This window comes from Pseudomonas sp. PB101 (assembly GCF_009764265.1).
Lineage (GTDB): Bacteria > Pseudomonadota > Gammaproteobacteria > Pseudomonadales > Pseudomonadaceae > Aquipseudomonas.
Genome location: NZ_RWIR01000018.1, coordinates 50,143 through 67,117 on the forward strand (window position 1 = coordinate 50,143; position 16,975 = coordinate 67,117).

The 16,975-nt window shown below is 60.7% G+C and carries 17 protein-coding genes; 12 read left to right on the plus strand and 5 right to left on the minus strand.

Going from position 1 to position 16,975, the window contains the following annotated elements:
• The first annotated feature begins 161 nt into the window (after window positions 1–161).
• Complete coding sequence (locus tag EI969_RS05180; RefSeq protein ID WP_160386226.1) at window positions 162–380, plus strand: DUF2970 domain-containing protein; 219 nt, start codon at window positions 162–164, stop codon at window positions 378–380.
• Window positions 381–386: 6 nt separating this feature from the next.
• On the opposite strand, the gene EI969_RS05185 is transcribed toward EI969_RS05180, so the two are convergent.
• Entirely contained in the window at window positions 387–1,472 is a 1,086-nt protein-coding gene (locus EI969_RS05185; protein ID WP_160386227.1) for an ABC transporter substrate-binding protein, read from the minus strand.
• 524 nt (window positions 1,473–1,996) lie between these two features.
• On the opposite strand from EI969_RS05185, the gene EI969_RS05190 reads away from it, so the two are divergent.
• Complete coding sequence (locus EI969_RS05190) at window positions 1,997–3,655, plus strand: nitrite/sulfite reductase (protein ID WP_160386229.1); 1,659 nt, start codon at window positions 1,997–1,999, stop codon at window positions 3,653–3,655.
• A complete protein-coding gene (locus EI969_RS05195; protein WP_150719222.1) occupies window positions 3,639–4,133 on the plus strand; it encodes a DUF934 domain-containing protein in 495 nt (164 codons plus the stop codon). The genes EI969_RS05190 and EI969_RS05195 overlap by 17 nt, the downstream gene beginning before the upstream one ends.
• Window positions 4,134–4,218: 85 nt before the next feature.
• On the opposite strand, the gene sohB is transcribed toward EI969_RS05195, so the two are convergent.
• Window positions 4,219–5,241 carry a protease SohB gene (gene sohB, locus EI969_RS05200; RefSeq protein ID WP_160386230.1) on the minus strand — a complete coding sequence of 341 codons (1,023 nt, stop codon included), beginning with the start codon at window positions 5,239–5,241 and terminating at the stop codon, window positions 4,219–4,221.
• A 201-nt stretch (window positions 5,242–5,442) separates the two neighbouring features.
• Here sohB and EI969_RS05205 point away from each other — a divergent pair, with 201 nt between their 5' ends.
• The 5 genes from EI969_RS05205 to EI969_RS05225 all read left to right on the plus strand — a co-directional run bounded on the left by EI969_RS05205 (window position 5,443) and on the right by EI969_RS05225 (window position 9,994).
• Window positions 5,443–6,153: a histidine phosphatase family protein gene (locus EI969_RS05205; protein WP_160386232.1), complete on the plus strand. Its 711-nt coding sequence runs from the start codon at window positions 5,443–5,445 to the stop codon at window positions 6,151–6,153.
• A 60-nt stretch (window positions 6,154–6,213) separates the two neighbouring features.
• Window positions 6,214–6,528: an SCP2 sterol-binding domain-containing protein gene (locus tag EI969_RS05210; protein ID WP_007976511.1), complete on the plus strand. Its 315-nt coding sequence runs from the start codon at window positions 6,214–6,216 to the stop codon at window positions 6,526–6,528.
• 271 nt (window positions 6,529–6,799) lie between these two features.
• A complete protein-coding gene (locus EI969_RS05215; RefSeq protein WP_160386234.1) occupies window positions 6,800–7,663 on the plus strand; it encodes a LysR family transcriptional regulator in 864 nt (287 codons plus the stop codon).
• Window positions 7,664–7,769: 106 nt separating this feature from the next.
• On the plus strand, window positions 7,770–8,915 hold the full coding sequence (locus EI969_RS05220; RefSeq protein ID WP_160386236.1) for an SRPBCC family protein: 1,146 nt from the start codon (window positions 7,770–7,772) through the stop codon (window positions 8,913–8,915).
• Entirely contained in the window at window positions 8,912–9,994 is a 1,083-nt protein-coding gene (locus EI969_RS05225; RefSeq protein WP_160386238.1) for an SMP-30/gluconolactonase/LRE family protein, read from the plus strand. Before EI969_RS05220 ends, EI969_RS05225 begins: the two co-directional genes overlap by 4 nt.
• 140 nt (window positions 9,995–10,134) lie before the next feature.
• Here the strand turns inward: EI969_RS05225 and EI969_RS05230 are convergent, their stop codons facing one another.
• Window positions 10,135–10,368, minus strand: coding sequence for a DUF465 domain-containing protein (locus tag EI969_RS05230; RefSeq protein ID WP_160386239.1), 234 nt, complete (start codon window positions 10,366–10,368; stop codon window positions 10,135–10,137).
• 217 nt (window positions 10,369–10,585) lie between these two features.
• Between EI969_RS05230 and EI969_RS05235 the strand changes: the two genes are divergently transcribed.
• Window positions 10,586–11,107 (plus strand): DUF4142 domain-containing protein, encoded by a 522-nt coding sequence (locus EI969_RS05235; RefSeq protein ID WP_160386242.1) that lies wholly within the window; start codon window positions 10,586–10,588, stop codon window positions 11,105–11,107.
• A gap of 16 nt (window positions 11,108–11,123) precedes the next feature.
• On the opposite strand, the gene EI969_RS05240 is transcribed toward EI969_RS05235, so the two are convergent.
• A complete protein-coding gene (locus EI969_RS05240) occupies window positions 11,124–13,235 on the minus strand; it encodes a PAS domain-containing hybrid sensor histidine kinase/response regulator (RefSeq protein WP_160386244.1) in 2,112 nt (703 codons plus the stop codon).
• 105 nt (window positions 13,236–13,340) lie between these two features.
• Window positions 13,341–14,030, minus strand: coding sequence for a GntR family transcriptional regulator (locus EI969_RS05245; RefSeq protein ID WP_007973313.1), 690 nt, complete (start codon window positions 14,028–14,030; stop codon window positions 13,341–13,343).
• Between the two features lie 140 nt (window positions 14,031–14,170).
• Here EI969_RS05245 and EI969_RS05250 point away from each other — a divergent pair, with 140 nt between their 5' ends.
• Genes EI969_RS05250 through EI969_RS05260 form a run of 3 tightly spaced genes read left to right on the plus strand, consistent with a single transcriptional unit; the run spans window position 14,171 to window position 16,960 of the window.
• On the plus strand, window positions 14,171–15,256 hold the full coding sequence (locus tag EI969_RS05250) for an ABC transporter ATP-binding protein (RefSeq protein ID WP_160386246.1): 1,086 nt from the start codon (window positions 14,171–14,173) through the stop codon (window positions 15,254–15,256).
• A 1-nt stretch (window position 15,257) separates the two neighbouring features.
• Window positions 15,258–16,175: an ABC transporter permease gene (locus tag EI969_RS05255; RefSeq protein WP_160386248.1), complete on the plus strand. Its 918-nt coding sequence runs from the start codon at window positions 15,258–15,260 to the stop codon at window positions 16,173–16,175.
• Window positions 16,172–16,960, plus strand: coding sequence for an ABC transporter permease (locus EI969_RS05260; RefSeq protein ID WP_007995935.1), 789 nt, complete (start codon window positions 16,172–16,174; stop codon window positions 16,958–16,960). Before EI969_RS05255 ends, EI969_RS05260 begins: the two co-directional genes overlap by 4 nt.
• The last annotated feature ends 15 nt before the right edge of the window (window positions 16,961–16,975 follow it).

A 16,975-nucleotide genomic window follows, 5' to 3' on the forward strand; every position in this document is an offset into this window, starting at 1 on the left:
GTTCCTGAAAAGTGGAACGACAGAACATCATTTCAGGGAGCCCCGACTGAGGTAGATAGTTATTGCACCGGCGGATACTCATTTCCAAATGCGTCAGCCGGCTAAAATGCCAGCTGCGGTTTTGGCTATGCTCTGAAGACCTACTCAAAGGCGAGGGATTTATGGACGATCCAGTCGACAACAAGCCACCGACCTTCTGGCAGATGTTGCACAGTGTCATGGCGGCAGCGTTCGGAGTGCAGAGCGGGAAGAATCGGGCGCGTGATTTCACTCATGGCAAGCCGAGTCATTTCGTGATTCTGGGGATTGTGTTCACCGTGGTGTTTGCATTGGCGCTGTTCGGCATCGTCAAGCTGGTGCTGCTTATGGCCGGGGTTTGAAGCGACTCAATGCATCAGGGTTTGCAGGGTGAACGGATAACGATAGGAGGTCGGCCGACCCTTGGCGGACAGTTTGTGAAAGTCCACACCGAAGTCCTGCGCGGCGCCCATCGCCAGCAGCCGCTTGGCCTGTGTCCGGTTGATGAGCTGTAGCAGCGGAATCTGCCGGTCCCGGCCGCCGTACTGGCTGATGTCCACGCCTTCATCGTAATCATGCAATTGCACCAGCGCCCAGCCGCCCAGGCTGAAATGCCCGCCCAGCAACACGCTGAGGCGGCGGTCGAGCAGTGCCTGCAACGCCGCGGGTGAATTGTTGATCGCGCCGAACAACACGCCTTTGCCTGGCTCACCGCCGGCCTCGACATACGCCTGCATCACACCGAACACCATCTCGTCATTCGCGGCCCAGACCAGAGCCGTCTGCGGGTAGCGCTTGAACAACAGCCTGGCCTGCTCATAGGCGCGTTGCCGGGTCCAGCCGCCGTACACCAACTGCCGCAAACGCACTTCGGGATGCTCGGCCAGAGCACGCCGCATGCCTCTCTCGCGGTACTGCGCGGACGGGGTGATCTTCAAGCCGGAAAAGGCCAGCAGATCAATCGTCTGGCCAGGGGCTACCGGGCCGTGCTGGCGGATCAGGTCCTTGAGCATCAGGTAGCCGCCCTCCTCGTCATTGGGCACCAGGCTGCCGAGCAGGTCGGGGTATTTGTCGGGGCGTGCGCCGATGAGCTTCATCTGATCCGGGGTCAGGGCGTTGTTGACCATGAACAGCTTCACCCCGCTGCCTTTGGCCAGGCGCAGGATTTCGGGGGCGATGTATTGCTCGTTGACGAACACCAGGTAGTCGGGACGATGGTAGCCCTGAAGGGCTTCACGAGCCTGGTGGATGGTGTTTTCCGGGACGCGGTCGGAATACTGGATGCGCAGGTCCATCCCCAGGTCGGTCGCCGCGGCCTGCATGAACTGCGAGTAACTCGCCCAGAAAGCTTCCGTCGGGGTTCCAGGATTCAGGAACAGCACTGACGCCGCCTGGGCACAGGTTCCCACGACCATGCCCAGCGTCAGTGATACGCCATACAGAAACTTCAACATTGGTCGTCCGAGCCCCCGGAAATTCGCCGCGCATTATAGCCAGCGAACGTCCGTGAAACGGCGATTTTTCCGGTTTTTGTCGGACAATCGTCGCAACCGGGCCCGGGCGCGGTCGTTTACTGGTGGCTGACCCAGAAAACCGCCGTCCCCACGACCAGGATGATCAGGAACAAGATTGCCCAGGCATCAACGCTGCTATCGCTTTTCCTTGCTTTGGTTGGGTTGCTCATTGCATCGCCTCTTGTCGGTTTTATCGGTGATTGCATAAAGACACGAGCAGAGTAAAGACGACGATTGCCCTCATCACAAACAGGGTCTTTGCAACAACGATTCTCATTAGGCGATTTGGTTCTTTACATATGCTCAAACATCACTTTTACGCATAAACGCAAACTGGTATCGTGCCCCGGCTCCGTAGGGAGTGCGCGGCCGTGCGCGCAGAATTGCCGAGGTTTTATCGGACGCCAGCAAGCCAAAAAAACGCCGCTGTTTCCGACCGGCCCAAGCCTGAGAACAGGACTTATATGTACGTATACGACGAATACGATCAGCGGATCATCGAGGACCGCGTCAAGCAGTTCCGTGATCAGACCCGACGCTATCTGGCAGGCGAGCTGAGCGAAGAAGAATTCCGCCCCCTGCGCCTGCAAAATGGCCTTTACATCCAGCGTTTCGCGCCGATGTTGCGAGTCGCCGTGCCTTACGGCCAACTGACTTCGCGCCAGATGCGAATGATGGCCAAAATTGCCCGCGACTACGACAAGGGCTACGCCCACATCAGTACCCGGCAGAACGTGCAGTTCAACTGGCCGGCCGTGGAAGACATCCCGGACATTCTCGCTGAACTCGCCACCGTGCAGATGCACGCGATCCAGACCAGCGGCAACTGCCTGCGCAACGTCACCACCGACCAGTTTGCCGGTGTCGCCGCCGACGAACTGATCGACCCGCGCCCTTGGTGCGAAATCGTGCGCCAGTGGACGACTTTCCACCCGGAATTCGCCTACCTGCCGCGCAAGTTCAAGATCGCCGTCAACGGTTCGACCTCCGACCGCGCCGCCATCGAAGTCCACGACATCGGCCTTGAGCCGGTGCACAACGCCGCTGGCGAACTGGGCTTCCGTGTGCTGGTCGGCGGCGGCCTGGGCCGTACGCCGGTGGTGGGTGCGTTCATCAATGAATTCCTGCCGTGGCAAGACCTGTTGAGTTACCTCGACGCCATCCTGCGGGTCTACAACCGCTATGGCCGTCGCGACAACAAGTACAAGGCGCGGATCAAGATCCTCGTAAAAGCGCTGACGCCTGAAGTCTTTGCACAGAAAGTCGATGCGGAAATGGAGCACCTGCGCGGTGGCCAGACCACATTGACCGAAGCCGAAGTGCATCGCGTCGCCAAACACTTCGTCGACCCGGACTACAAGGCTCTGGACAACCAGAGCGCAGCCCTGGCCGAACTCGATCAGCAGCACCCGGGTTTTGCCCGCTGGCGCGTGCGCAACACCCTGGCCCACAAGAAGCCGGGCTACGTGGCCGTGACCCTGTCCCTGAAGCCGACCGGTGTTGCACCGGGCGACATCACCGACAAGCAGCTCGACGCCGTGGCCGATTTGGCCGAGCGTTACAGCTTCGCGCAACTGCGCACCTCCCACGAGCAGAACATCATTCTGGCCGACGTCGAGCAGGACAAGCTGTTCGTCCTGTGGGGCGAGCTGCGCGAGCAAGGCTTCGCCACGCCGAACATCGGCCTGCTGACCGACATCATCTGCTGCCCGGGTGGCGATTTCTGCTCCCTGGCCAACGCCAAGTCGATCCCGATCGCCGAATCGATCCAGCGCCGTTTCGACGACCTGGACTACCTGTTCGACATCGGCGAACTGGACCTGAACATCTCCGGTTGCATGAACGCCTGTGGTCACCACCACGTCGGCCACATCGGCATCCTCGGGGTGGACAAGAAAGGCGAAGAGTTCTATCAGGTTTCCCTCGGCGGCAGCGCCAGCCGTGACGCCAGCCTGGGCAAGATCCTCGGCCCGTCCTTTGCCCAGGAAGTCATGCCTGACGTGATCGAAAAGCTGATCGACGTGTACATCGAACAACGTACCGAAGACGAACGCTTCATCGACACCTATCAGCGTATCGGTATCGACCTCTTCAAGGAGCGTGTCTATGCAGCGAATCATTAAGAACAACGAGGTCGTCGACGAGACCTGGCACCTGCTGCCCAAGGACTTCAACATCGACGAGATCAGCAACTGCGACGACCTCATCGTGCCGTTGCAGCTGTGGCGCGAACACAGCCGCATGCTCCAGGCCCGCGACGGCGGCCTGGGCATCTGGCTGGACGCCGATGAAGAAGCCGAGGAAATCGGTGAGGACGTGGCGCAGTTCCAGGTCATCGCCCTGAACTTCCCGGCCTTCACCGATGGCCGCAACTACTCCAACGCCCGCCTGCTGCGTGACCGTTATGGTTTCAAGGGCGAATTGCGGGCCATCGGCGACGTGCTGCGTGACCAGTTGTTCTACATGCATCGCTGTGGTTTCGACGCGTTCGCCATTCGCGCCGACAAGGATCCGCACGAAGCCCTTGAAGGCCTCAAGGACTTCTCGGTGACCTATCAGGCCGCTACCGACGAACCGCTGCCGCTGTTCCGTCGCCGCTAAGTACACCGCACAACAAAAAGCCCTGAGTCGCAAACCGACTCAGGGCTTTTTTGTATTCGGCGATCAATCCGCAATCAGCGTGTCGTTACCAGAAGCGTTGCTGGGTCAAACGGCTCCACCAGCTCAGCAGCACGCGATCGACCGAGCCGCTGGCAGCCATGCCGATGCGCTCCGGCAGGCTTTTGCGTTCGGCGTAATGCAAGTGATAGAGCTCGGACTTGCTGGCGCGCTCGGCCAGGTATTCGTCGCTGGTCTTGAGTTCGTCCACCAGTTGTTTGTCCAGTGCCGCGACACCGAGCCAGATTTCGCCGGTGGCCACTTCATCGATTGCCAGTTGCGGGCGATAGCGCGACACGAAGTTCTTGAACAGTTGATGGGTGATGTCCAGGTCTTCCTGGAACTTCTCCCGCCCCTTCTCGGTGTTTTCGCCAAACACGGTCAGGGTGCGTTTGTATTCACCGGCGGTCAGCACTTCGAAGTCGATGTCGTGCTTCTTCAGCAGGCGATTGACGTTAGGCAACTGTGCCACCACTCCGATCGAGCCGAGGATGGCGAACGGCGCGCTGATGATCTTCTCGCCGATGCAAGCCATCATGTAGCCGCCACTGGCCGCGACCTTGTCGATGCACACGGTCAGCGGTACGCCGGCGTCACGGATACGCGCCAGTTGCGAGGACGCCAGGCCGTAGCTGTGAACCATGCCACCGCCGCTTTCCAGACGCAGCACCACTTCATCCTTGGGCGTGGCGAGGGTCAGCAGTGCGGTGATTTCATGGCGCAGGCTCTCGGTGGCCGAAGCCTTGATATCGCCGTTGAAATCCAGCACGAACACCCGGGGTTTGGCTTCGGGTTTTTTCTTCTGTTTCTTGTCGGTCTTGGCCTGGGTCTTGCGCAAGGCCTTGAGCTGATCCTTGTCGAGCAAGGTCTGCTCCAGGCGCTCACGCAGCCCCTTGTAGAAATCATTGAGCTTGCTGACCTGCAACTGGCCGGCGGACTTGCGCCGCCCCTTGCTGCGCAATGCGGCAAAACTGGCCAGGACCACCAGAATGGCGATCACCAGGGTCACGGTCTTGGCCAGGAAAATGGCGTACTCGGACAAAAACTCCACAGGGACTCCTTAGACGATGCGCGGCATCAACGCGCGCGGGATACCACCAGCATACTCATGCACCGGCCTTGCGACCAGCCGTGACACCTCTGGTTACAGGCGTGTAACGAGCATTTCAAACAAGCGTATGTTTTTTCATTGACAGCTCAACGCCATCCTCATAACCTCGCCAAACCTTCAACGTACCGGGATGACGCGGACGTGGGCAGCATCTACTTGATTCGACATGGCCAGGCCTCCTTTGGTGCAGACGACTACGACGTCCTGTCGCCAACCGGTATTCGTCAGGCTGAAATCCTTGGCCGGCACCTGGCTGAACTCGGGATCAGCTTCGACCGCTGCCTGGCAGGGGATCTGCGCCGCCAGCAGCACACGGCCAACAGCGCGCTGGAACAATTCGCCGCGGTGGGCCTGCCGGTGCCGTTGCTGGAAACCGACTCCGCCTTCAACGAATTCGATGCCGACGCGGTGATCCGCGCGCTGTTGCCGGCGATGCTGGCGGACGAACCCGAAGCGCTGCACATCTTGCGCAACGCCGCGCAAAACCGTGCCGAGTTCCAGCGAATCTTCGCCCTGATCATCGAGCGCTGGCTCGCCGGCACCTACGACACGCCGGGGCTGGAAAGCTGGCTGGGATTTGTCGAGCGGGTTCAGGCCGGTTTGCAGCGTATCCTCGACCAGGCCGACAACACCCAGAAGATCGCCGTGTTCACCTCCGGCGGCACCATCACCGCCCTGCTCCACCTGATTACACAAATGCCTGCCCGGCAGGCCTTTGAATTGAATTGGCAAATCGTCAACACCTCGCTCAACCAGCTCAAGTTTCGTGGTCGCGAGGTGGCGCTGGCTTCCTTCAACAGTCATGTGCACCTGCAACTGTTGAAGGCCCCGGAACTCATCACGTTTCGCTGAGTCCGGACTATTGTGACCCTGGCTGTAATCAGCTTCTATTACCCAAGAAAGGATCGAACCATGACCTCCGTAGCAGACGCCGTACAAGCAATGAAAGCCAAGTTCAACCCAGCCGCTGCTGCCGGTCTGGACCTGGTCTTCGGTTTCCGCATCGACGACACCAAGAACTTCTCGCTGATCGTCAAGAACAGCACTTGCGAGCTGCAGGAAGGCGAGAACCCGGACGCCCAGGTGACCCTGGTGATGGACGGCGAAACCCTGGAAGGCATCGTCGACGGTTCGACTGACGGCATGCAAGCGTTCATGGGCGGCAAGCTGCGCGCTGAAGGCGACATGATGCTGGCGATGAAACTGTCCGAGCTGTTCCCGTCGTAAGCACCCGGCTCCCGGTCTTCGGGAGCGTGCCTGCTGCAAACGAATCCCGCCCTTAGTGGCGGGATTCGTCGTTTTTGCTGGTCCTGTGGCGAGGGGGCTCGCCCCCGTTCGACTGCGAAGCAGTCGTCAATCCGAAGCCCCGCTATGTTTGAGCGGGCCTAAAGGGCCGCTTCGCGCCCCAACGGGGGCAAGCCCCCTCGCCACAGGGTATGAGTGGTGCCAGTGAGGTATCCGCTCTTACAATGCCTGAACCTCCCACACCGGCCACCCCATGGACATCGACCTCGCCCGCACCTTTCTGGAAATCGTCCGCCACGGCAGCCTGGCCGCGGCTGCCGAGAAGCTCCATGTCACCCAGACCGCCATCACCGCGCGGGTGCAGAAACTCGAGAGCCAGCTGGGTAGCACCCTGTTCGTGCGCAATCGCGCCGGCGCTCGCCTGACGCCCAACGGTGAAGCCTTCGTGGTGTACGCCAATCAACTGGTGCAAACCTGGGAAGCGGCGCGGCGTGACCTGCCCCTGCCCGAGGGTTATCGCGACGTGCTGCACATCGGTGGCGAGGTGAGCCTGTGCAACCCGTTGATGCTCGGCTGGGCCGGCGAAATCCGCGAGCACATTCCCAGCCACGCCTTGCGCATGGAAATCCGTGACGGCGAAAACCTGCTGCGCCAACTCGAGTTGGGCGTTCTGGATGCCGCGCTGGTGTATCAACCCGAGTATTGGCCACGCTTGCAGGTCGAGCAGATTCTTGAAGAGAAGCTGATTCTCGTGCGCCTGGCCGACAAGCCCGATCCCTATGTGTACATCGACTGGGGCGCCGATTTCCGACGCCAGCACGATGCCGCCCTGCCGGAAAAAGCCAAGGCCGCACTGAGTTTCAACCTGGGCCCGCTGGGTTTGCAGTACCTTCTGGAAAACGGCGGCAGCGGTTATTTCCGCACCCGTGTCGTGCAGAGTTATCTCGATAGCGGCGCCCTGGAGCGGGTGCCCAAGGCTCCGGAATTCAACTACCCGACCTATCTGGTCTACTCCCGCGATCGTGACTCGCCGACGCTGCAACACGCCTTTGATTTGCTGCGCAAGGTGATCGATTCCGACGAAGACTGGTCGCAACGCTGGGACCCGCTGACCTGAGTCCGGTTTGCACCGGATCATGGCGGTTGTGTCCTCAAGGTTCGCTCCGCCAGGACACTGGAATCGACTAATCTGCTGGAGATAACAATAACCACAGGTGATTGCAGTGAGGCAGACCACCGAAGGATTCCGCAGCCGTTACCGCGCCGCCATTCATCCTCTCTACAACCCTTGGCTGCACGGGGCTTTTGTCCTGTTGTTCGGGGCACTGGCGATCAGCGTTTTCTGGAGCAACGTGCATCAGGTACGGCCGGCGCAATGGCTGGCAGTGCCCGTCACGCTGCTGCTGTTCAACCTCGGCGTGTACACGGTGCATCGCCACCTGGGTCATCATAAAAAAAGCTTCGCCCGGCTGTTTTATGCCCGTCACGCCGGCGACCACCACAGCTTTTTCACCCCCGGCCACATGACCTGGGACGGTGCCCGCGACTGGCGGGTGATTCTGTTTCCGGCATGGCTGATCGTTTTGCACACCCTGGCCGTCGCCCTGCCCCTGTGGTGGCTGCTCAAGCACATCGACAGCAACGTCGCCGGGTTGGTCGGCGGCGTTCTTGTCCTCGGTTACCTGGCTTATGAAGTGTTTCACGCCTGCGAGCATCTGCCGCCAAACAACCCGGTCACGCGGTTGCCATGGATCCGCCAGATGCGCCGGCTGCACGAACTGCATCACCGCCGCGAACTGATGCAGGAGCGTAATTTCAACATCGTTTTCCCGCTGATGGACTACCTGTTCGGCACCCTGTACTGGGAGCCGGAACCTGCGCCGCTCAACCCTGCGAGGACGCCCATGACCCGCATGCAGCATCAGATCGTGATTACCGGAAAGCCCGTCGATGTCCTGGCCTACGCCAGTACCGTGACCCTTTGGCCGCAATGGCACCCGTCGTCGCTGCATATCGATGGGCCAAAAGGTCCGTTGCATGCCGGCGCACGTTTCGAGGAAGACATCCGCGCCGGGGGCCGCGACGGGCACTTGAGCTGGGAGGTGGCGGAGTATCTGCCCGGAAGGCGCTGGAGTGCCCGGGCCCGGGGTGATCATGGCCTGTCGCTGGTGGTGACCTACGAATGCGAAGGCAGCGGCGCGGACACACGTTTCGTGCGCACCCTGGAGTATCAATTCAGCGGCCTGGCGATGCGGATTGCCAACCGCTTGTTGCTCAAGCGGCGCATCGACCGGGAATCGGCGGCATCGATGCTGGCCTTGCGCAACATGGCCCACAAATACCTGGCGGCGACAGGGGTCAGCGCGTGAGCAAAATCTTCAAGAGCCTGTTGCTGGCCATAGTCGTCATCGGCGCGTTCCTGCTGTTGATGCCGACCAAGGTTCGACCGGTGGCCTGGGCACCCCAACCGGCGCCATCCCTCACCAGCGGCATCTACGCTGAGAATCAGCGACTGCGGGGAATGGAGCGCGTCGGCGCCGCTGACATCGACGGACCGGAAGCCTTGTTGCTGGAAAACGACGACACCCTCATCACCGGCCTGCACGACGGTCGCCTGATCAGCACCAGCGTGGATGGCAAGAGCAGAAAAGTCCTGGCCGACACCGGTGGCCGGCCACTGGGCCTGGCCCGGCATCCCAATGGTCTGCTGGTGATCGCCGATGCCGTCAAGGGCCTGTTGTCACTCGACGCCCAGGGTCGCCTGGTGGCCCTGACCACAGAGGCCGGCGGTGTGCCCTTCGGTTTTACCGACGATGTGGTCATCGACAAACCCGGTCACTACGCCTATTTCAGCGATGCTTCGAGCCGCTTCGGTTATGGCCACGACGGTGAGGCCGTGATCGAACACGGCGGCGACGGTCGACTGCTGCGTTATGACTTCCAGAGCGGCAAGACCACGGTGGTGCTGGACAAGCTGGAGTTTGCCAACGGCGTGGCCATGGGACCGGACGATGCCTACGTGCTGGTCAACGAAACCGGCGCCTACCGCATCAGCCGCTATTGGCTGACCGGCCCCAAGGCCGGCACCCATGACCTGTTCATCGACAACCTGCCGGGCCTGCCGGACAACCTGTCGTTCAATGGGCACGACCGGTTCTGGGTAGCGCTGTATGCCCCCCGAAACGCCTTGCTGGACGGCACGGCGGCGCATCCGTTCGTGCGCAAGATGATCGTGCGGGCCCTGACCATTTTGCCCAAACCCGTGGAAAAACGCGGTTTTGCCCTGGGCCTGGACCTTGAAGGCAAAGTGATCGCCAACCTGCAGGACAACAGCAGCGACAGCTACGCACCGATCACCACGGTGCGCGAGTATGGGGACTGGTTGTATTTCGGCTCGCTGAAAGCGCAGCACATGGCGCGGTTGCCTTTAAGCAAGGCATTGCAATGATCAGTTCGCCGGGATATCCGGGCGGGGTCATGAGGCACCTCGTTGAGAGCCGTTATATCGGTCCCTGTGCATTCGAGGTGCCGGTTCGGTTTGCCGTTCCAACTATTCAACCACCGATCGCCGGTGGCGGGCACGCTGGATCAGGACGACGGGCCAAGCTGCCTGACGATCTTGTCCTTGACCAGCAGACGCGCCTCCTTGAGTTTCCTTACGGTGTCATCGTTGGATTTGGCCTCCTCTGCTTTCACCACTTCGGCATCCGCCTGGGAATACTTGTTAAGCAGTGAATCCAGTAACGGATCCTTGGTGCGTTTCTGCTGGATTTCTTCCTTTGAGCGTTTCAGATCCTGATAAAGGTCATGTGGCACCGGCATGGAACACCTCCGTTTGTTGATCGGTAGCGAAACGCGATCAATTGCGTTCACCAACTATCAGAATGGCCTCGGATAGCCCGTTATGTCGACCACCCGTCAGACCAGCGGTGCCCGTTCGTCGTCCTGTCGCAAATGCGATAAAACCTTTGCCGACGCTGGCGCCTCCACCGGTTAACGATCATTCGATCTTCTTTGAAACCTGCGTGGAGAAACATCAATGGACGGATTCAACGTGCGTCACCTGGCCCTGGTCATCGCAATGAGCAGTTTCATGGGCAGCGCCCTGGCTGCCACTTCCAATGATTTTGTCGACAAAGCGGCTGCCGGCGGGATCGCCGAAGTCGAGGCCAGTCGGCTTGCCCTGGAAAAAAGCGGATCGGCCGACATCAAGAAGTTCGCCAACATGATGATCAGCGATCATTCCAAGGCCAACGATGAGCTGGCCGCCCTGGCGAAAAAACACGACATCGAAGTGCCGGACAGCACGACGCTGACCAAGCAAGCCAAGGAAAAAATCCTCGACATGCGCGATGAATCCTTCGATGCGGCCTATGCCGACAATCAGGTCAAGGCGCATGAAGAAGCCATTGCGCTGTTCAAGAAAGAAGCCAATACGGTGACGGACGACAAGGTCAAGGGCGCCACCGAACTCAAGGGCTTCGCGCAAAAAATGCTGCCGGCCCTGGAAAAACACCTGGAGATGGCGAAGGCACTGCAAGCTGCCCATCCGGATAAATAGGCGCCATCAATACAGCTCAGCCGTTCAGCACCCTGCGCACCATCTGCCTGAGCGCGTCCGGATTGTAGGGTTTGCTCAGCAGGTGGGTGTCGGGGCTGAGCTGGTGATTGCGCGAGATGATGTCGCGGGTATGCCCCGAGGTGAACAGCACGGCCACCGGCGGCTCCTGTACTTTGGCCCAGGCCGCCAGGTCCGAACTCTTGATCAGGCCGGGCATCACCACGTCGGTGAATATCATGTCCACCGCCAGCCCTTCCATCAGCATTTGCATGGCGACGTCACCGTTGGTGGCCGTGAGAATCTGATAACCCTCTTCGCGCAACAACTCCACCACCGATACCCGCACGGCCTCGTTGTCTTCGACCACCAGGATGCGTTCGTGCCCGCCCCGTTGCGGCACATCGGGGCTCGGGGTTTCACTGGCTGCCGCGCGCAAGGTGCGCGGGAAGAACAACTGCACCCGTGTGCCCTGCCCGACGTCGCTGGCGATTTCGATATGCCCGCCACTCTGCTTGACGAAGCCGAACACCATGCTCAAGCCCAGTCCGGTGCCCTGCCCGTCGGCCTTGGTGGTGAAGAACGGCTCGAACGCCTGGGCCAGTACCTGCGGCGGCATGCCGACGCCGGTATCCGCCACGGACACCCGCACGTAGTCCCCGGGGGCAATGCCCCTGCCGGCACAAAATTCGCGATCGAGGACGATGTTTTCCGCACAGAGGTCGATCACGCCTTCGCCTTCAAGGGCATCCCGGGCGTTGATCGCCAGATTGAGAATGGCGTTCTCCAGTTGGTTGCGATCGACAAACACGCTCCACGAATCTTCCGGCGCCGCCATGTGCACCTGCAGGGTTTCACCCAAGGCACGCAGCAACAATTCCGCCAGGCCATCGAAAATCTGCCGCAACGTGAACACCGCCGGCGACAAGGGTTGGCGACGGGCGAATGCGAGCAATTGCGAGGACAGCTTGGCACCGCGCTCGACCGCGGCAATCGAAGCCGCGACGCGGCGCTGCACATTGGCGTTGTCCGGCTCATGGCGCGCGAGCAGGTGCAGGTTGCCGGCGATCACTTGCAACAGGTTGTTGAAGTCATGGGCCACACCACCGGTGAGGCCGCCGATGGCTTCGAGTTTCTGTGACTGGCGCAGTTGTTCTTCCGCCGTCAGCCGCGCCTCGACCTCATCGGCCACCCGCTGTTCGAGATTGCGGGTGAACTTGAGCAGGGACTCTTCGGCGATCTTGCGCTCGTGAATGTCGATCAGCACGCCGGGAAAACGAAACGCCTTGCCCTGCTCGTCGAATTCGCAACAACCGCTGGCAAGCACCCAGAGGTAATGGCCGTCGGGGCTCTGGATCCGGTACTCGACGTTGTAGGGCTCGCCAGTCTCGACCGACAGAGTGACACGTTCCTGAACCCAGCCGCGGTCGTCCGGATGGATCCGGCCTTGTGCGATGTCCTGGGGCAGATTTTGCAAGTCTTGTCCGGGCGGATAGGAAAACGTGCTGGCGAAGCGCTCGTCACCCGACAACACGTTGCTCTTGATGTCCCAGACGAATGAGCCGAGCAAGGCGCCGGCGTTCAATGCCAGGCGCACTCGTTCGTTATCCGCGCGATAAGCGTCTTCGGCCGCCTGTCGCCGACTTTCGGAGATCACCCGTTCCGTGGTTTCCACCACCATGGCCATGACCCCGGCCGGACGCCCGTCGTCGCCGGCCACCGGGCTGTAGTAGAGGTCGAGCCAGACATCCTCGGGAACGCCGTCACGCAGTAACACCAGGTCTTTGTTGCGATAGGACAAGGTGCCGCCCGCCAGACAGGTATCCACCACGTGGCGATTGAATTCGGCGACCTCGGGCCAGCCCAGCTCGACCGCGGAACCCAGCAGGTAGGGATGACGCCCACCCGCAAACTTCGAGTAGGCGTCGTTGTAGATCATGTACCCCGACTGTCCCCAGAGCATCACCATCGGCAGCGGCGAAGCGAGCATCAACTGCACCGCGCTGCTCAGGCTCTTCGACCATGAATCGAGCGGGCCCAGTTCTGTCGGGCTCCAGTCGAACGCACGAATGCGCCCGGCCATTTCGCCGTTCCACCCGGCACACCCGTGGCTATCCTCTAGAAACTGCATCGGCTGGCTCTATCCCGGTAAATTGCACCCGTTTGTTTCGAGCGTCGCGAAGACTATTCGTTTCATAGAGGTATAGCTGATTCTGGCGGGCCACCGGAGAGGGGCCTAGACCTCAATCAAATGCTTGAGCGGGTTGTAACTGCTTTTCAGCGTGGCCGCGACATCCAGGATGGCCTTCTCGATGCCATTCAAATGCATGCAGGTCAGTTCGATCGCCGCGCTCTGGTTGCCCGCTTCGATGTACTCGATCAACCGCAGGTGTTCATCGTCGCGGCAGGCTTCATGGCTGTCGTCATCCAGCGCGGCGGCATACAGCGACGCCCGGGAAATCAGCTTCTGGAACCAGTCGAGCAGCACCGGATTGTTCAGGCTGCGGGCCAGTTTGATGTGGAATTCGCCGAGCAGGTGAATCAGCCGTTCGTGATCACCGCTCTGATGCGCTTCATCCTCCAGCAGCAGGTGATCGCGCAGGTCCTGGGTCACCGCCGTATCACGCCGACGGCACAGTTCGCTGACGATGCCGATCTCGACCAGGCGCCGGGTTTCGAACAGCGAGCGGATCTCTTCGTCACTCGGCAACGACACCGATGCACCTTTATTGGGCTCGGTGGTGACCAGTCCGTCGGCTTCCAATTGCTTCAGCGCGGCCCGAACGGAGGTGCGGCTGACATTGAACAGTTCGGCCAAAGACGCTTCGCCAAGCTTCATTCCCGGACGCAGCGAGCGCTTGCTGATTGCCTCGTAAACCCCTTGGTAGACACGGTCGACCGTGGTTTCCAGTTTCTTTTCCGTCATTCATCAACTCCTTACATCCAGTGCAACCGACCCTGGCGGATGAACAGCCATTGAAAAAGGGGCTTGCACGGGCAGATTAATCCGGGTATTTCTAAATTGCATCCAGATTTTGCATACAATAATTAGAGGAATGCACCATTATGGGTCATCCAGTTGCAATCGAAGTGCGTAACGTCTCCAAGCGGTATTCCGACGACCCGGGCTTGGCACCCGCGCTGGATAACGTTTCTGTCGATATTGCCGACAACGAATTCTTCACCCTGCTCGGCCCCTCGGGCTGCGGCAAGACCACCTTGTTGCGCACCATCGCCGGCTTCGAGCATGTCAGCGAAGGCGAGATCCGTCTGGCGGGCGAGCCGGTGAACGATTTGCCGCCATTCAAGCGTCGGGTCAACACGGTGTTCCAGAGTTACGCGCTGTTTCCGCACATGAGTGTTGCGCAGAATATCGCCTTCGGCCTCGAGATGCAGGGCCTTGATCGCAAACTGATCCCGCAGCGCGTCGAGGAAATGCTCGCACTGGTGCAAATGCAGCACCTGGCGCGGCGCAAACCGGCCGAACTGTCCGGTGGCCAACAGCAACGGGTGGCCCTGGCCCGGGCCCTGGCGCCGAAACCCAAAGTGCTGTTGCTGGACGAACCACTCTCGGCCCTGGACCTCAAGCTGCGCAAGGAAATGCAGGTCGAACTCAAGCGCGTGCAGAAAGAAGCCGGGATCACCTTCATTTTCGTCACCCACGATCAGGAAGAAGCGCTGACCCTGTCCGATCGCATTGCCGTGATGTCCGCCGGCAAGATCCTGCAGATCGGCACGCCCAACGAGATCTACGAGCGGCCGCAACACCAGTTCGTCGCGCAATTCATCGGCGACATCAACTTCCTCCCCGGCCACCTCAAGCGCGGCCAGCAGAATGAAAACATCTTCGTGCCCAACGGCATGCCTGTGGAGATCCCCTGCGCGGCCCAGGGCTTTGACGGTAGCAACGTGCAACTGGCGTTCCGCCCCGAGCGCTCGCAACTGGTCGAGCCGACGCAACCGCATCACCTGCGCGGTGTGATCGAAGCCGTGCTGTATGTCGGCACAGCCACGCTCTATCAGTGCCGCCTGAACAATGACATCAAGGTCATGCTGCGCGAGAACAACGAAGGCCTGAACCATGGGCGGGTGGTCGGTGATCGCGTCGCGGTCAACCTGCCGCCTCACGCCTGCCTGTTGATGGAGGCCTGAGATGAGCGTCAGCAGCACTTCCCCGGCCCTTAACCGCGCGCTGTTGCTCAGCCCGGTAGTCCTGACCCTGCTGGCCCTGATCGCCATTCCGCTGGGCATCATGGGCTACATCAGCCTGTTACCGCGCAACGTCTATGGCGGCGTCGACTGGCAGGCCGACTGGCAATTGCAAAGTTATGTGCAGTTGTTTTTCCAGGAAGGTTTCGACGGCGAACTGGAGCTGAACTGGGTCTACGCCCAGGCGCTGCTGCGTTCGGTGTTCCAGGCCGGCGGCACCACGGTCCTGTGTTTCCTGTTCGGCTTCCCGGTGGCGTTGTGGATGTCGAGCCTGACACCGCGCCGGCGCAACCTGATGGTGCTGCTGATCACCATCCCGTTCTGGACCAACCTGCTGATCCGCAACTACGCGTGGCTGATCATCCTGCGCGAGCACGGCTGGGTCGCCCAGAGCCTCAACGCGCTGTTGCCCCAGGCCGGCGGCATCACCCTGCTCTACAACGATTTCGCGGTCAGCGTCGGCCTGGTCTACAGCTTCCTGCCGTTCATGATTTTGCCGATCTACTCGACCCTGGAAAAGCTCGACTGGCGCCTGGTGGAAGCTGCCTACGACCTGGGCGCCAACCGCTGGCACGCATTGCGCCGGATCATCCTGCCGCTGTCGATGCCGGGGGTGATTGCCGGTGCCTTGCTGGTGTTCGTGCCGAGTCTCGGTGCGTTCATCACGCCGGCGATTCTCGGCGGCGGCAAGACCTTGATGATCGGCAACCTGATCCAGCAGCAGTTCGGCACCGCACGCAACTGGCCGCTGGGCAGTTCGCTGTCGTTCCTGTTGCTGGGGATCATGCTGGTGTCCCTGGTGCTCTACGCCCTCTATAGCCGCAATGCCGCCAAGGCCCAACGCCCGGGAGCCCAAGCATGATTGCCCTGCACCTGAAGAAACTGCCGCTGACCCGCGAAGTCAGCCTGCTGATGCTGGCCTATCTGTACCTGCCGATCTTCGTGCTGATCGCCTACAGCTTCAACGCCAACCGTTCGGCGACGGTGTGGACCGAGTTTTCGTTCGCCTGGTACGGACGCATCCTCGCCAACCCGTCGATTCAGACAGCGGCGCTGAACTCGATCATCGTCGCCAGCATCGCCACGGTCTGCGCCACGGCGATTGCCCTGCTCGCGGCGCTGGCGACCTACCGGCCGTTCTATGGGCAGAAGATGGTCGAGGGCGGGATCAACCTGCCGCTGATCCTGCCGGAGATCGTCACCGCCGTGGCCACCCTGCTGCTGTTCATGGCGCTGGGGATCAAGCTCGGCTTGCTGACCGTGATCGTCGCGCACATCGGCTTCTGCATTCCGTTTGCCTACCTGCCGATCCGTGCGCGGCTCAATGACCTGGACAAGAGCCTGCTGGAAGCGGCGAACGACCTGTACGCCAACCCCTGGCAGGTGTTTCGCCGGGTGACCTTGCCGTTGCTGTGGCCGGCGGTGCTATCCGGTTCGGTGCTGGCGTTCGTGGTCAGCCTCGACGATTTCATCATGACCTTCTTCGTCGCAGGTCCGGGTTCGACCACCTTGCCGGTGTACATCTTCTCGGCGATCAAGGCCGGGGTGACGCCCGAGATCAATGCGATTTCAACGCTGATGCTGGTGATTTCCATCGTGCTGGTGGTGCTGGCCTTCTGGCTGGGACAGCGCGGCAAACAACAATGAGCCTGGAGCCTTCCG

Bases quoted from the DNA above. Each gene is read 5' to 3' on its own strand.
- EI969_RS05180 (WP_160386226.1), top strand. From the start codon at position 162: ATGGACGATCCAGTCGACAACAAGCCACCGACCTTCTGGCAGATGTTG.
- EI969_RS05185 (WP_160386227.1), bottom strand. From the start codon at position 1,472: ATGTTGAAGTTTCTGTATGGCGTATCACTGACGCTGGGCATGGTCGTG.
- EI969_RS05190 (WP_160386229.1), top strand. From the start codon at position 1,997: ATGTACGTATACGACGAATACGATCAGCGGATCATCGAGGACCGCGTC.
- EI969_RS05195 (WP_150719222.1), top strand. From the start codon at position 3,639: ATGCAGCGAATCATTAAGAACAACGAGGTCGTCGACGAGACCTGGCAC.
- EI969_RS05210 (WP_007976511.1), top strand. From the start codon at position 6,214: ATGACCTCCGTAGCAGACGCCGTACAAGCAATGAAAGCCAAGTTCAAC.
- EI969_RS05215 (WP_160386234.1), top strand. From the start codon at position 6,800: ATGGACATCGACCTCGCCCGCACCTTTCTGGAAATCGTCCGCCACGGC.
- EI969_RS05230 (WP_160386239.1), bottom strand. From the start codon at position 10,368: ATGCCGGTGCCACATGACCTTTATCAGGATCTGAAACGCTCAAAGGAA.
- EI969_RS05235 (WP_160386242.1), top strand. From the start codon at position 10,586: ATGGACGGATTCAACGTGCGTCACCTGGCCCTGGTCATCGCAATGAGC.
- EI969_RS05240 (WP_160386244.1), bottom strand. From the start codon at position 13,235: ATGCAGTTTCTAGAGGATAGCCACGGGTGTGCCGGGTGGAACGGCGAA.
- EI969_RS05245 (WP_007973313.1), bottom strand. From the start codon at position 14,030: ATGACGGAAAAGAAACTGGAAACCACGGTCGACCGTGTCTACCAAGGG.
- EI969_RS05250 (WP_160386246.1), top strand. From the start codon at position 14,171: ATGGGTCATCCAGTTGCAATCGAAGTGCGTAACGTCTCCAAGCGGTAT.
- EI969_RS05255 (WP_160386248.1), top strand. From the start codon at position 15,258: ATGAGCGTCAGCAGCACTTCCCCGGCCCTTAACCGCGCGCTGTTGCTC.
- EI969_RS05260 (WP_007995935.1), top strand. From the start codon at position 16,172: ATGATTGCCCTGCACCTGAAGAAACTGCCGCTGACCCGCGAAGTCAGC.